The following is a 12,955-nucleotide window of genomic DNA, read 5'->3' as shown; positions in this document are numbered from 1 at the left end:
GCAAAAAATGTTCAGGAAATCCTAATGTTATAAAATGTTCGATTGCAAATAACAGCCATAAAAAAGCGGGTCAGTTTCCTGACCCGCTTTTTTGTCGCCTTCAACCGATTAAATCAGCTTCAGCGAAATCCAGTACAGCCCGCCAGACAGCAGGATTGAGGCCGGAAGGGTGAACACCCAGGCCATCAGAATGTTGGTCACGGTTTTGCGCTGCAGGCCGCCACCGTCAACAATCATGGTACCTGCTACGGACGAGGAGAGTACGTGGGTTGTGGATACCGGCATACCGGTGTAACTCGCCAGACCGATAGACACTGCCGCCGTCATCTGCGCGGACATGCCCTGCGCATAGGTCATGCCTTTCTTACCGATCTTCTCGCCGATGGTGGTCGCCACACGACGCCAGCCAATCATCGTACCGATACCGAGCGCCAGCGCGACGGCCATGATGATCCAGATTGGCGCGTACTCAATGGTGTTGAGCATATCGCCTTTCAGTTTCTTCAGCAGACGCTGGTCGTCAACATTCACGTCAGGCAGCTTCGCCACTTTATCCGTCACATCAGAGATGCACAGCATAATGCGACGCAGCTGACCACGCTGCTCAACGGTCAGTTTGTCATAACTTTCGATATTGCCCAGCATCCCTTTGGCACGTTCCAGCGCGTTAATCGCGTTTGCCGGATGGCAGTGGAACTCGCCGGGTGCAGTCGTGGCACCGGCTTCCGGAGAAGGGATCAGCTGGTCAACGCCGGTCGCTTTTTTCAGCAGCTCAGGGTGCTGCTGGAAATAGGTTTCAACGTTGTTTACCGCATCACGGGTTCGGGTGATTTCGTAGCCGGAGGCATTCATGTTGACCACGAATCCTGCCGGTGCAACGCCAATCAGTACCAGCATCACCAGACCAATGCCTTTCTGACCATCGTTCGCGCCGTGTGAGAAGGCCACGCCGATAGCGGAAATGATCAGGGCAATACGCGTCCAGAATGGCGGCTTTTTCTTGCCGTCTTTCTTTTCACGCTCTGCTGGCGTCAGGTGAATACGGGAGCGTTTTTTGGTATTGCTCCAGTAACGACGCAGGATAAAGATCAGCCCGCCCGCCACCACCAGACCCACGATAGGGGAGACGATGAGTGAGGCAAAGATCCCCAGTACTTTCGGGATATTTAACGCATCAACAACCGAGGTACCGGTCATGAGGGCGTTGGTTAACCCGATACCGATAATCGCGCCGATGAGGGTGTGAGAACTGGATGCAGGCAGGCCGAAGTACCAGGTACCGAGGTTCCAGATAATTGCAGCAAGCAGCATTGAGAACACCATAGCGAGGCCATGGCCAGAACTAACGTTAAGCAGCAGATCCGTTGGCAGCATATGCACAATCGCATACGCAACGCTCAGCCCGCCCAGGAGGACACCAAAAAAGTTAAATACCGCCGCCATAACAACCGCAAGCTGCGATCGCATTGCGCGAGTGTAGATAACCGTCGCTACTGCGTTTGCAGTGTCGTGGAAGCCGTTGATCGCTTCGTAAAACAGTACAAAAACCAGAGCAAGCAATAATAAAAGCCCGGTATGTAAATCCAGGCCGGCAAACAAATGTAGCATAGGACGTTACGCCATTTTGAGGACATGAACGCGGCGCATTATCCAGGACAAATGCGCGGCGGGCAAAGTGAAATATAGACTTTTTTTGACATACCACCTGATTTGAGAAATGCCTCATAAAGGATATTCTTTAAATTTCAATGGAATGCCTTTGTAATATCTTTTTACGCTGGTGTGACCACAGAGGAAACTTTACAATCCGCGGCAGTTAACAAAGAGGGTTTTGACGTGGAAAGGTTTGATGCCGTGGTAATTGGCGCCGGTGCGGCGGGAATGTTTTGTGCGGCAATGGCCGGACAGGCGGGTCGTCGCGTGCTGCTGCTGGATAACGGTAAAAAGCCAGGCCGTAAGATCCTGATGTCCGGCGGCGGGCGCTGCAACTTTACTAATCTATATGTTGAACCCGCGGCCTATTTGAGCCAAAACCGTCATTTTTGTAAATCTGCGCTGGCGCGTTATACCCAGTGGGACTTTATCGACCTGGTCGGTAAGCACGGTATCGCATGGCATGAAAAAACGCTGGGACAGCTGTTCTGCGACGACTCCGCGCAGCAGATTGTCGATATGCTGGTGGCCGAGTGCGAGAAGGGCGGCGTGGTCATGCGCCTGCGCACCGAGGTGCTGGAGGTTTCCCGCGACGACCAGGGCTACAGGCTGCAGCTGAACGGTGAAACCGTCAGTGCGGATAGCCTGGTGATTGCCAGCGGCGGCCTGTCCATGCCGGGGCTGGGCGCTTCCCCGTTCGGCTATAAAATCGCCGAGCAGTTTGGCCTGAAAGTCCTGCCTACGCGCGCCGGGCTGGTGCCGTTCACGCTGCATAAACCGCTTCTCGAGCAGCTTCAGACGCTGTCCGGCGTGTCCGTTCCCTCCGTCATTACCGCCGAAGACGGGACCGTGTTCCGTGAAAACCTGCTCTTTACCCATCGCGGCCTCTCCGGCCCGGCGGTACTGCAAATCTCCAGCTACTGGCAGCCGGGGGAGTTTGTCACGGTGAATCTGCTTCCCGATTGCGATCTCGACGCGTTCCTTAACGAGCAGCGTACCGCGCACCCGAATCAAAGCCTGAAAAATACCCTGGCAATGCAGCTACCAAAACGTCTGGTGGAATGTTTGCAGGCGCTGGGGCAGATCCCCGACGCGTCGCTCAAGCAGCTTAACAGCCGCGAGCAGGATGTTCTGGTGGAGACCCTGACAAACTGGCGCGTGCAGCCAAACGGGACTGAGGGCTACCGCACCGCGGAAGTTACGCTGGGCGGGGTCGACACGAATGAGCTCTCTTCCCGCACCATGGAAGCGCGCAACGTGCCGGGGCTCTATTTTATTGGCGAAGTGATGGACGTGACCGGCTGGCTCGGCGGCTACAACTTCCAGTGGGCATGGGCAAGTGCCTGGGCGTGTGCTCAGGCGCTGGCAGAAGACAAGTGACATAAGCGCGCTGCCACTCGTCGCGGTTGGCTTTACAAGCTGACGGTGGTGACGTCCATCACGGCCAGAATATTGCTCGCGGCCACGGTCCCCATCCTGATATATGACGCTGCGGTAACGCCGCCAATATGCGGTGAAATAACCACGTTTTCTACGGACTGCCAGAGGTGCGGCGCGGTCAGCGGCTCGTGGGGAAAGCTGTCCAGCGCGGCGCTGTGCAGCGTGCCATCCTGGAGCGCCGCCAGTAACGATTCACTGTGGATCAGTCCGCCGCGTGCCGTATTGACCAGAATGGCGTTCCGCTTGCAGTGTGCGAGCGTCTCGCTATTGATCATCCCCCGATTCTCATCGGTCAGCGGACAGTGCAAAGAGACGACATCGGAACGGGAAAGAAGTCCGGTCAGCGTCTCTGCGCGTTCGCACAGGGCAGGCATGGACTTAGCATAGGGATCGTAAGCCAGCACCTTCATGCCGAAGGCGTGACCAATAGTCGCCACGCGCGAGCCGATAGCGCCCAACCCGATTAGCCCCAGCGTTAAGCCCTCCAGCTCAATGGATTTATGCGTCGCCTTATCCCAGTGCCCGTCCCGCAGCCGCTTGTCCAGAGGCACCACTGACTTTGCGCAGGCGAGGATCAGCGCCCAGGTATGTTCAGCCACTGCCGCTGCGTTTGCGCCTGGCGCAGCGCGGACGGCGATATTGCGTTCGGCCGCTGCCGTCTGGTCTATCACATCGATCCCGCTTCCGTGCTTGGAAATAACCTGCAGAGCCGGGGCGGCATCCATAACCTTCGCGGTGATCCTGCCGTAACGTACCAGGATCGCCACGGGATTGTGTCGTTCACACAGCGCGATCAGGTCATCTTCTGTCGGCTGGCGGCCCGCAAACACCACTTCAAAGCCCTGCAGCATCACCATGGCCTGCTCCGCCAGGTCGCTTCCGGTAACCAGAACTACGTCTTTGCCCCCCATCACAGCGTCTCCCCGTCGGTCAACATACCGGCCTTACGAAGCGCGTCATCAAGCCAGTGTGGACGCAAATCGCCTTCACGGATGGCGGCAAGACGCCGGGTCTCCATCTCCAGCTTTTCTTTTGCCAGCGCGATAACCTGCTGAACCTCATCGCGCGGGATGACGACCACGCCGTCGATATCCGCCACAACCAGATCCCCGGCCTGAACCGTCGCCCCGGCGACTGAAATGGGATGATTAACCCGGCCAGAAATTAACTTTGTCGGGCCGCAGGGGTTCAGACCGGCAGAAAAGACAGGGTAGTGGCCTTTGCTCAGGGAATCGGCGTCACGCACAGCGCCGTCAATAATGATGCCCGCAATGCCGCTCGCCTGAGCCTGAGTGGCCATGATTTCGCCAAGCAGCGCGCAGCTCAGGTCGCCTTTGCCATCGACGACCAGGACGTCGCCGGGCTGCGCAACCGCCATCGCGGCATGAATCGCCAGATTATCCCCCGGACGGACTTCCACGGTGATGGCTGGACCCGCAACGGACATGTGTGGGGCCAGCGGTTTGATGCGGCCATGAAGCGTACCGCGGCGACCGGCCACGTCGGCCAGAATAGCTGCCTGATACTCGGCAGCCCGACGAACGTCCTCGGCAGAAACGCGCTCGAACTGGCGATTAATCGGTTTTTTTTCAGTAACGGACATAAATGCCTCCATGTTGTTTTACTGAGTAAAATGCAGGTGTACAGAACAAAACAACTATAGCGGTGTTGCTTTCCTTTTAGCCAGACCCGAGGTGGCGTTTGTGATGTAAACACGAAGTGACTCACAAAATTTGAGGTACACTCACTGCCGGGCTAACAAGGAGATAATGATGGGGAATGAAGGCGTTGTAGCGGTTGAAAAAGCGCTGGCTTTACTGGATTGCTTCCGTCCTGGGGATGAGAGCCTGACGCTGACCGCGCTGGCACAGCTGTCGGGTTATCACAAAACCACGGTTTACCGCCTGATGAATTCTCTTGAACGGATGAATTACGTCGTCAGGCATGAAGACGGCAATTATGCGCTTGGCCCACGTCTGCTTTACCTCGGCAAGCTGTATGAACAATCTTTCCATCTTTCCCGGGTGGTTCAGCCAGAGCTTCAGGCCTTATCTCTGGCGTCTCAGGAGAGTGCCAGCTGGTATGTGCTGGAGGGTGGGCAGCGCCTTTGCCTGTTTCGCGCGGAAGCGTCGCACGGCCTGCGACACAGCAATCTTCCCGGCAGCCAGTTCCCGCTCGATAATTCGGCCATTAGTAAGGTCTTGCGCCATTGGGGGCTCAATGAAAGCCTGCCGGAGGGAGAAGCAGAACTCCCTTTCTATACGTCAGGCGCACGCGATCCCCACACTGCGGCGTTTGCGATGCCCGTCTTCGGCGTTCACGACAAGCTGGTTGCGGCGTTAGCCCTGACCGGCCCCATCTCACGGCTGACGGAAGATCGTCGTGAGAAGGAGATAGGGCCATTGATGAAGGCGGCGGCCAGCCGTCTGTCGCAGAAAATGGGAGCCAGTAAGCCCTTCTGTCAGCAGTTCTTTGGTGAAACGAGCGACGCGGCGGAAGAAAATCTTTAAACGCAGAAGCGGGACATTTGTCCCGCTTCTGTCATCACTAATGTGTGACCTGTTTTTCGTGTAGCTGAGCGTTGCGGGCCTGCCGTCCCATAATGAGCACCGCGATACCCCCGGCCAGGCAAAGCGCGGCTAGCGGAAGCATAGCCAGCGTGTAGCTGCCCGTTCTCTCGCTGATCATGCCGTAGGCATTTACCATTACCGCCCCGCCAATCAGGTTCGCGATGGCGCCAATCGCGGCCAGCCCCGCCGCTGCCGAGGAGCTGCTCATCCATCCGGATGCCAGCGCCCAGAAAGGTCCTTTCATAGAATACGCACCCGTCAGGATAATGCTCAGGATCACGATAGTGGCAAAGAGCGAGACGTTTACAAAGGCAGCGAACACGCCCGCAGCAATCATGAACAGCGTCAGCGCGGTATGCCAGCGGCGTTCGTTGGTGCGATCGGAGTGTCGTCCCCAGACAATCATCAGAACCGATGCCAGGCCGTAAGGGATAGCGTTAAACAGACCTGTCTCAAGATTATCGAGATGGAAGGATTTCAGCAGCTGAGGAGACCAGACGCTGATGGTGGTGCCCGCGGACGATGCGCCCGCGTAAATCAGCGCCATCAGCCAGATTTGGCGATGCTTCAGCAACTGCCACGTCGTCTGATGCCCAATGTTCTTTTGCTGGCTCCGCTCGGTTTCCAGCGTGGTTTCCAGCCACTTTTTCTGTTCATTGCTCAGCCATTTCGCCTGATGAGGGCGATCCCGGAGAATAAACCAGGCCGCAATACCCAGCAGCACCGCAGGTAAGCCTTCAATGATGAACAGCAGATGCCAGCCGCGAAGACCCAGCCAGCCATCCAGCGACAGTATCAACCCTGAAAGCGGGGAACCGATGAAGTTAGCGAGCGGGATGGCGACCATAAAGGACGCAATAATGCGCGCGCGGTAGCGGGCAGGGATCCACCAGGTCAGATACAGCACGACGCCCGGGAAGAAGCCTGCTTCCGCTGCTCCGAGAAGAAAACGGACGATATAGAGCGACGTGGTGTTTTGAACCAGCGCCATGCCCATGGAGACGATGCCCCAGCTGATCATAATGCGCGGGATCCACAGCCGGGCGCCGACTTTCTGCATGGCCAGATTACTGGGTACCTCAAACAAAAAATAGGCCACGAAGTAAAGGCTGCTGGCGAAGCCAAACGCCGCTTTGCTGAGGCCAAGGTCCTCATTCATCTGCAGCGAAGCCATGCCGATATTCCCGCGATCGATAATGGAGACCAGGTAACTGACAATCAGAAACGGGAGAATACGCCAGATCACCTTCCGCATCGTCTCTCTTTCTATGTCCTCGGTGGCGGTCGCGCCGTTACGTAAATGTTCTGTCATTGTATCCTCGCAGGGTGTGTTCTTGGTTTTATTAGGTACAACTTAGTTTTATTAAACAAAACCACTATAGCGACGGCGCGTTATTTTTATCCAGTTAATGGAAGGTTTAAATGATGTAAATAAGAGGTGACTCACAGATAGTGCGCTGCGGATATATTGTTTTCAGCTGCTAACCAGCCGCAAGCTGGTCGTGCCGGCAGAGAAATAATCACGCAACGCAATTATTGCACCAACTTTTCCTCTCCGTTCAACTAAGCTTCGACAAGATGCCCCGCCGCGCTCGCGGGGCCATACTCTCTTTGGTCAGAGCACGCATCATGCAGCTACTCAGTATTATTGTTTTGCTTACCCTAACCGTGGTGATTCATTCGCTGTGGATGTTTGGCGTTTTAAAATTCATTAAATTAGACGTCGATTCTGCGGTACGCATTGTTTTACGCAATGTCGGTATCGTGATCTCCATGATCTTCGCCCATCTCCTTGAGGCCGGACTGTTTGCCGCGTTTTATTTTGTCATCGACGCGTTTAATGACTGGAACACCAGCTTCTACTTTTCACTGGTGAGCTATGCGACGGTAGGGTACGGCGACGTCACGTTACCCCAGCACTGGCGGCTCATCGGCGGGGTGGAGGGGCTGGTGGGCGCGTTGATGGTGGGCTGGTCTGTAGCGGTTCTGGTGGCGGTGCTGCAGCGCTTGCGCGGAATGAGCGCCTAAACGGCAGATGCGCGATCCCCGCCTGGTAAGGTAAAGTACACCCCTCTTTACGTAGCCGACAGGGCTGCGGCTTTGAGGGTGAAAAGGCTGATTAACAGCCCACCCTTTTCTGTTCCTGGTTTACGCCAGTTTGCATGGTGTTGTGTTTTGTCTGCCAAAAGGGTTTTGTATGTCTGCTGCTCATCTCGGTTTCCCGACTGAAACCGTTGTTGTCTTTGTGGTGATGGCCGTTGGAACGATGTTTATCGACCTCTTTATGCACCGTCACGATAAACCGATCTCGCTGAAAAGCGCGGCGATGTGGTCCGTTTTCTGGGTCATGATGGCGATGGCCTTCGCCGGGTTCCTGTACGTTCACCACGGCGCCGAGATGGCGAGCCTGTTCCTCACCGGCTACGCGCTGGAAGAGGTGCTTTCCGTCGATAACCTGTTCGTGATGATGGCGATCTTCGCCTGGTTCGGCGTGCCGGATAAGTACCGTCACCGCGTGCTCTACTGGGGCGTGCTGGGGGCGATAGTCTTCCGCGGTATTTTCGTGGCTATCGGCACCAGCCTGTTAAGCCTGGGGCCCTACGTCGAAGTGATTTTCGCGCTGGTCGTCGGCTGGACGGCGGTGATGATGCTCCGACGCAATGAAGAGAGTGACGAAGTGGAAGATTACTCGGGTCATCTCGCCTATCGTCTGGTGAAGCGCTTCTATCCGGTCTGGCCAAAAATCAGCAGCAATGCCTTTATTCTGACGCAGAAAGAGGTGGATGCGGAGCTTGAAAAGCCGGAAAACCAGGACGTGATGGTCGGACGCGTGAAGAAGGCGAAGCGCTATGCGACGCCGCTATTACTTTGCGTGGCCGTCGTCGAACTCTCTGACGTGATGTTCGCGTTTGACTCCGTGCCGGCCATTATTGCCGTGAGCCGCGAACCGCTGATTATCTACAGCGCCATGATGTTCGCCATTCTTGGCCTGCGTACGCTTTACTTCGTGCTGGAAGCGCTGAAGCAGTATCTGGTGCATCTCGAGAAGGCGGTGGTGCTGCTGCTGTTCTTCGTGGCGTTCAAGCTGGGGTTAAATGCCACCGATCACTTCTGGCATCACGGTTACAGCATTGGCGCAACGGCCAGCCTGTTTGTGGTATTGGGCGTGCTGGCGCTGGGGATTATTGCGAGCGTGATGTTCCCGGGGAAACGTGAGGCTTGATGTACCGCTTTTCTCCCTCTCCCTGTGGGAGAGGGCTGGGGTGAGGGCACCAGACCGCTCCTAACCCTTAATCGGTGAATTCCGACGCTTGCGCGGGTGATGGAAGTGCCGCCAGTGCGGATCCTGCGCCGCCGCCAGCAGCTCGTGGTCGCCGCGGGTGTCTCCCCAGGCGCGCAGGTGATAGGCGTTGAGATCGCCATACACTTTTTCCAGCCTGGCCACCTTCTGGGCGCAGCGGCAGTTATTGCCCGTGATGCGCCCCGTCAGCTTGCCGTCTTTCACTTCCAGCTGCGTGCCAATCAGCTTAATGCCCAGTTTGTCAGCCCACGGCTGGAGCACCAGCGCCGGGGATGCGGAACAGATGGTCACTTCCGCACCGGAATTCACCTCAGCCGCCACCGCCAGAACCCCTTCGGGACGCATCAGCTTGTTCCAGTATTTTTCGCAAAACGCTTCCGCCTGCTGGCGCAGCCAGTGTTCATCCACGCCCGTCAGGAACGTTTTAATCAGCACTTCCTTCAGCTCATCGCGCGTCAGCTTGCGACGCACGCAGTGGAGCGTGGGCAGCGCCATGCGCACCAGGCGGCCCGCGAAGTAACGTTTACCGAAGGCAAAACGCAGGAAAGGAATAAAGCTGTCGTGGTGCGTTAACGTCCCGTCAAAGTCAAAGACAGAGAGCACGTTAGATTTTGCCACCGTCTCGTCGGCAATCATATTGGTCATAAATACGTCTTAGCTGAAATACACATTCTGCGGATCAGTTTACCTGCTTTAGCAGGACAGTCCTTATATCCCCACCATTTTTTTCTCAATCTTGCGATCTCAAAGTCAGTCTATTTTTGGCCTCGATAAGGATTGGCGAAAAAACGACCTGTCTATATTATCGCCACATCGCAAGATATTTAGGGGAACCCATTGAACCCCACAGGTAAGGAAAAACTCACTCACTCACTACTTCTTTCTTGATATGACTCTTAGATCGCTTATTTCAATCCTCACGTTAAGTTTTGCTTCGTTTTCTGCGTTTAGCTTTCAACTTCCAGCGTCGATGGTCTCGATGAACAGTGAGCTGGCAGTTTCACCGGCGAAATCTGCGCTGGTGCATCAGGAAACAGGCCCGCTGCGCTCGCGTATTCTCGAACAATACCAGAAATGGAAAGGCACCCAGTACCGGTGGGGCGGAACCACGCATCGCGGGGTGGATTGCTCCGCGCTGATGCAGCACCTGTTTAGCGATGCGGCACACCTTAATTTACCCCGCACGACGCGCGAGCAAATTCATCGCGGCGTGCAGGTGGCGCAATACCGCCTGAGGCCCGGAGACCTGGTATTCTTCCAGACGGGTCCGAACCGCAAGCACGTTGGCGTTTATATTGGCGAAAACCAGTTTATTCATGCCTCAAGCAGCCAGGGCGTAACGGTTTCAACCCTGACGGATGATTACTGGCAAGCACACTATATTACCGCTCGTCGGGTCGCAGGCAGCGCGGCCTGACAGCATCAGATGATGTCATCCACGACGCCACCATCGACGCGCAGCGCCGCGCCCGAGGTGGCGGAGGCCTGGGGCGAACAGACATAAATCACCATATTGGCCACCTCTTCAACCGTGGCCGCGCGCTGGATAACCGAGCTGGGGCGGTTGGCCATCACAAACTCTTTCGCCAGCTGCTCCAGCGATTTGCCGGTTTTTTCGATTTCATCTTTCATCATCTCTGCGAAACCGTCAGACATCGTTGGCCCCGGCAAGACGCTGTTGACCGTCACGCCGCTTCCCGCCACGAACTTCGCCAGCCCGCGCGCCAGCGAGAGCTGCGCCGTTTTGGTCACGCCGTAGTGGATCATATCTGCCGGAATATTGCAGGCCGACTCGGAGGAGATAAACACCACACGTCCCCAGCCTTTCTGCACCATGCCCGGCAGAAGGGCGCGGGACAGACGCACGCCGGACATCACGTTGGTCTGCCAGTAACGCTCCCAGGTCTCATCGTCGGTGGCATAGAAATCCTGCGGACCGTAAATCCCGGCGTTGTTGACCAGAATATCGACGTTATTCGCCACCTTCAGCAGCGATTCTACCCCTTCCGCCGTGCTGAGATCGGCAATCGCGGCGCGCACCTGTACGCCTGGCACTACCTGCTGCAGCTGCTGAATGCCTCTATTCACCGATTCCGTGCTCCGGCCATTGACGATCACTTCCGCACCGCTTTCTGCCAAACCTCTGGCAATGGCGAATCCGATCCCGCCGGTTGAGGCGGTTACCAGCGCCACTTTCCCCGCAAAGTCGATTTTCATCATCTGCTCCTTATCGTTTTAACGTTCGGACCTTAAAGCGTAGCAGGTGAGGATGGCGGCTCCTGGCTAAAAAGGCGCAATAGCGTCTCAACCTGCTCATCAAGCGGGGCGAGAGAGCGCTTTATAATCAGGTGTAGCGGCGTTGCCCTGCGTGCGCCGTGGCTCAGCGGCAGGCGTTTCAGTACGCCCTGATCCAGCTGGGTCTGGATACGTTCCTCCGGCAGCCAGCCGTAGCCGACCTGAGAGACCACGGCCTCAATGGCGGCATCAATGGTGGAGAAGGTCCACGACTCGCCGGCCGCGCGCGCGGCGGGCTGGCTGTCGGCAATCTGGATAAGCGGCCACGGGCGTAGCATGTCGTCGTTAAGCGGCGCGTCGAGGTGAAAGAGGGGATGCTGATGATGGGCCACGGCAACAAAGTCGATATTCATCAGCCATTCGCCGAGCCCGGTAATATCCTGGCGGCGGGTTAAGACCATCACATCGGCTTCGTCGTTAATGGCATCGGCGCGGGTATTTTCCAGCACCTCGGTCAGACGTACCTGGGTCTGCGGATACTGCTGCTGGAACTCACGTAGAATAGCGAACAGGCGGCGGCGCGGGAAAATGGAGTCCACCACCAGATCCAGCCGCGTGCGCATTCCGTTGCGAAGGGTCGCTGCGCGCGTCTCAACGTACGAAAAGGCTTTCAGCAGCGGTTTAACCTGGTTGAGCAGCAGTTCTCCTGCCGGCGTTAACACCGCCCGTCGTCCTTCCGGCACCAGCAGCGCCACGCCGAGTCGCTCCTGCAGCAGCGACAGGTTATAGCTCACCGAGGACTGGCTGCGGTGGGTTTCTTCCGCGGCTTTGGCAAAGCTGCCCGCTTCCACCACTTTCGCCAGTAAAGACCATTGTTCCAGCGTCGTCTTGTGCATAATTTATCTAAATTTTGGATGAATTTGATTAAAACATAGCGTTATTCATTCATTTTTTGAAGGGGTACGATCGTCTCATCAAAACAAAGGAGACATCTTATGAACACTTTCGACAAACACGACTTAAGCGGCTTCGTTGGTAAACACCTTGTTTATACCTACGACAACGGCTGGAACTACGAGATTTACGTCAAAAATGAGACCACGCTTGATTACCGTATTCACAGCGGTCTGGTAGCCAACCGTTGGGTGAAAGATCAGCAGGCTTACATCGTGCGGGTAGGGGAGAGCATCTATAAAATTTCCTGGACCGAGCCAACCGGCACCGACGTCAGCCTGATTGTGAACCTGGGCGACAAACTGTTCCACGGCACCATCTTCTTCCCGCGCTGGGTCATGAACAACCCGGAAAAAACAGTCTGCTTCCAGAACGATCATATTCCGCTGATGAACAGCTATCGCGATGCGGGTCCGGCGTATCCAACCGAAGTGATTGATGAATTTGCCACAATCACCTTTGTACGCGACTGCGGTGCCAATAATGAAAGTGTGATCGCCTGCGCGGCCAGTGAATTACCGAAAAACTTTCCAGATAACCTGTAATAAGCGCGACAATTAACTAAAAAGAAAAGTTCCCGGCTATTTCATATTATTTTGAAATGGCCGGGATTTTTTTTGTTTGTTGATGTATGGTTTAAATGAACCTATTTCAAAATGTTGCGGAAGATCACATCAAAAATATTTAATATTAAATTAACTTGTTGTTTTTCAATTGGCTGCTTGTTGTCTTATAGCGTTGTAAACGCCGTCTTAATTTTTCCCTAAGGAAAGAGAGATACTTTGATATAAGTTTATGGTTC

The 12,955-nt window shown here is 55.6% G+C and carries 13 protein-coding genes; 6 read left to right on the top strand and 7 right to left on the bottom strand.

Annotated elements, in window-relative coordinates:
• Positions 1-108 precede the first annotated feature (108 nt).
• Positions 109-1,608, bottom strand: a complete 1,500-nt coding sequence (gene pitA / locus AB3N39_RS19680; RefSeq protein WP_127732547.1) for an inorganic phosphate transporter PitA — start codon at positions 1,606-1,608, stop codon at positions 109-111.
• Positions 1,609-1,836: 228 nt separating this feature from the next.
• Here pitA and AB3N39_RS19675 point away from each other — a divergent pair, with 228 nt between their 5' ends.
• Entirely contained in the window at positions 1,837-3,033 is a 1,197-nt protein-coding gene (locus AB3N39_RS19675; protein ID WP_252093632.1) for an NAD(P)/FAD-dependent oxidoreductase, read from the top strand.
• A 32-nt stretch (positions 3,034-3,065) separates the two neighbouring features.
• On the opposite strand, the gene AB3N39_RS19670 is transcribed toward AB3N39_RS19675, so the two are convergent.
• Together AB3N39_RS19670 and AB3N39_RS19665 are read right to left on the bottom strand one after the other, a co-directional pair.
• On the bottom strand, positions 3,066-4,004 hold the full coding sequence (locus AB3N39_RS19670; protein WP_136195966.1) for an NAD(P)-dependent oxidoreductase: 939 nt from the start codon (positions 4,002-4,004) through the stop codon (positions 3,066-3,068).
• Positions 4,004-4,696 (bottom strand): RraA family protein, encoded by a 693-nt coding sequence (locus AB3N39_RS19665; RefSeq protein WP_252093631.1) that lies wholly within the window; start codon positions 4,694-4,696, stop codon positions 4,004-4,006. Before AB3N39_RS19665 ends, AB3N39_RS19670 begins: the two co-directional genes overlap by 1 nt.
• 169 nt (positions 4,697-4,865) lie before the next feature.
• Between AB3N39_RS19665 and AB3N39_RS19660 the strand changes: the two genes are divergently transcribed.
• Complete coding sequence (locus AB3N39_RS19660) at positions 4,866-5,603, top strand: IclR family transcriptional regulator (RefSeq protein ID WP_111963718.1); 738 nt, start codon at positions 4,866-4,868, stop codon at positions 5,601-5,603.
• Positions 5,604-5,640: 37 nt separating this feature from the next.
• Here AB3N39_RS19660 and AB3N39_RS19655 read toward each other — a convergent pair whose 3' ends face one another.
• Positions 5,641-6,975 carry an MFS transporter gene (locus AB3N39_RS19655; RefSeq protein WP_133295285.1) on the bottom strand — a complete coding sequence of 445 codons (1,335 nt, stop codon included), beginning with the start codon at positions 6,973-6,975 and terminating at the stop codon, positions 5,641-5,643.
• A gap of 317 nt (positions 6,976-7,292) precedes the next feature.
• On the opposite strand from AB3N39_RS19655, the gene AB3N39_RS19650 reads away from it, so the two are divergent.
• Positions 7,293-7,691, top strand: coding sequence for a potassium channel family protein (locus AB3N39_RS19650; protein WP_133295284.1), 399 nt, complete (start codon positions 7,293-7,295; stop codon positions 7,689-7,691).
• A gap of 169 nt (positions 7,692-7,860) precedes the next feature.
• The gene (locus AB3N39_RS19645) at positions 7,861-8,886 is read left to right on the top strand and encodes a TerC/Alx family metal homeostasis membrane protein (protein WP_367896965.1); all 1,026 of its coding nucleotides are present in this window, start codon (positions 7,861-7,863) and stop codon (positions 8,884-8,886) included.
• A 60-nt stretch (positions 8,887-8,946) separates the two neighbouring features.
• Here AB3N39_RS19645 and AB3N39_RS19640 read toward each other — a convergent pair whose 3' ends face one another.
• Complete coding sequence (locus AB3N39_RS19640; protein ID WP_111963721.1) at positions 8,947-9,609, bottom strand: HAD family hydrolase; 663 nt, start codon at positions 9,607-9,609, stop codon at positions 8,947-8,949.
• Between the two features lie 325 nt (positions 9,610-9,934).
• Here AB3N39_RS19640 and AB3N39_RS19635 point away from each other — a divergent pair, with 325 nt between their 5' ends.
• Complete coding sequence (locus tag AB3N39_RS19635) at positions 9,935-10,381, top strand: NlpC/P60 family protein (protein ID WP_248175421.1); 447 nt, start codon at positions 9,935-9,937, stop codon at positions 10,379-10,381.
• 5 nt (positions 10,382-10,386) lie between these two features.
• Here AB3N39_RS19635 and AB3N39_RS19630 read toward each other — a convergent pair whose 3' ends face one another.
• Both AB3N39_RS19630 and AB3N39_RS19625 read right to left on the bottom strand, forming a co-directional pair.
• On the bottom strand, positions 10,387-11,181 hold the full coding sequence (locus AB3N39_RS19630; protein ID WP_133295477.1) for an SDR family NAD(P)-dependent oxidoreductase: 795 nt from the start codon (positions 11,179-11,181) through the stop codon (positions 10,387-10,389).
• 32 nt (positions 11,182-11,213) lie between these two features.
• Positions 11,214-12,095 carry a LysR family transcriptional regulator gene (locus AB3N39_RS19625; RefSeq protein ID WP_115876821.1) on the bottom strand — a complete coding sequence of 294 codons (882 nt, stop codon included), beginning with the start codon at positions 12,093-12,095 and terminating at the stop codon, positions 11,214-11,216.
• Between the two features lie 99 nt (positions 12,096-12,194).
• Here AB3N39_RS19625 and AB3N39_RS19620 point away from each other — a divergent pair, with 99 nt between their 5' ends.
• Positions 12,195-12,698 carry a phenolic acid decarboxylase gene (locus AB3N39_RS19620; protein ID WP_008503103.1) on the top strand — a complete coding sequence of 168 codons (504 nt, stop codon included), beginning with the start codon at positions 12,195-12,197 and terminating at the stop codon, positions 12,696-12,698.
• The last annotated feature ends 257 nt before the right edge of the window (positions 12,699-12,955 follow it).

The organism is Enterobacter vonholyi (assembly GCF_040834095.1).
Lineage (GTDB): Bacteria > Pseudomonadota > Gammaproteobacteria > Enterobacterales > Enterobacteriaceae > Enterobacter > Enterobacter vonholyi.
Note: the sequence above shows the minus strand (reverse complement) of the source record. Positions and strands in the feature narration are given on the sequence as shown.

What these genes read in the sequence shown, in the direction of transcription:
- pitA (WP_127732547.1), bottom strand. Translation starts at nt 1,608, where the DNA reads ATGCTACATTTGTTTGCCGGCCTGGATTTACATACCGGGCTTTTATTA.
- AB3N39_RS19670 (WP_136195966.1), bottom strand. Translation starts at nt 4,004, where the DNA reads ATGGGGGGCAAAGACGTAGTTCTGGTTACCGGAAGCGACCTGGCGGAG.
- AB3N39_RS19665 (WP_252093631.1), bottom strand. Translation starts at nt 4,696, where the DNA reads ATGTCCGTTACTGAAAAAAAACCGATTAATCGCCAGTTCGAGCGCGTT.
- AB3N39_RS19660 (WP_111963718.1), top strand. Translation starts at nt 4,866, where the DNA reads ATGGGGAATGAAGGCGTTGTAGCGGTTGAAAAAGCGCTGGCTTTACTG.
- AB3N39_RS19655 (WP_133295285.1), bottom strand. Translation starts at nt 6,975, where the DNA reads ATGACAGAACATTTACGTAACGGCGCGACCGCCACCGAGGACATAGAA.
- AB3N39_RS19650 (WP_133295284.1), top strand. Translation starts at nt 7,293, where the DNA reads ATGCAGCTACTCAGTATTATTGTTTTGCTTACCCTAACCGTGGTGATT.
- AB3N39_RS19645 (WP_367896965.1), top strand. Translation starts at nt 7,861, where the DNA reads ATGTCTGCTGCTCATCTCGGTTTCCCGACTGAAACCGTTGTTGTCTTT.
- AB3N39_RS19640 (WP_111963721.1), bottom strand. Translation starts at nt 9,609, where the DNA reads ATGACCAATATGATTGCCGACGAGACGGTGGCAAAATCTAACGTGCTC.
- AB3N39_RS19635 (WP_248175421.1), top strand. Translation starts at nt 9,935, where the DNA reads ATGGTCTCGATGAACAGTGAGCTGGCAGTTTCACCGGCGAAATCTGCG.
- AB3N39_RS19630 (WP_133295477.1), bottom strand. Translation starts at nt 11,181, where the DNA reads ATGAAAATCGACTTTGCGGGGAAAGTGGCGCTGGTAACCGCCTCAACC.
- AB3N39_RS19625 (WP_115876821.1), bottom strand. Translation starts at nt 12,095, where the DNA reads ATGCACAAGACGACGCTGGAACAATGGTCTTTACTGGCGAAAGTGGTG.
- AB3N39_RS19620 (WP_008503103.1), top strand. Translation starts at nt 12,195, where the DNA reads ATGAACACTTTCGACAAACACGACTTAAGCGGCTTCGTTGGTAAACAC.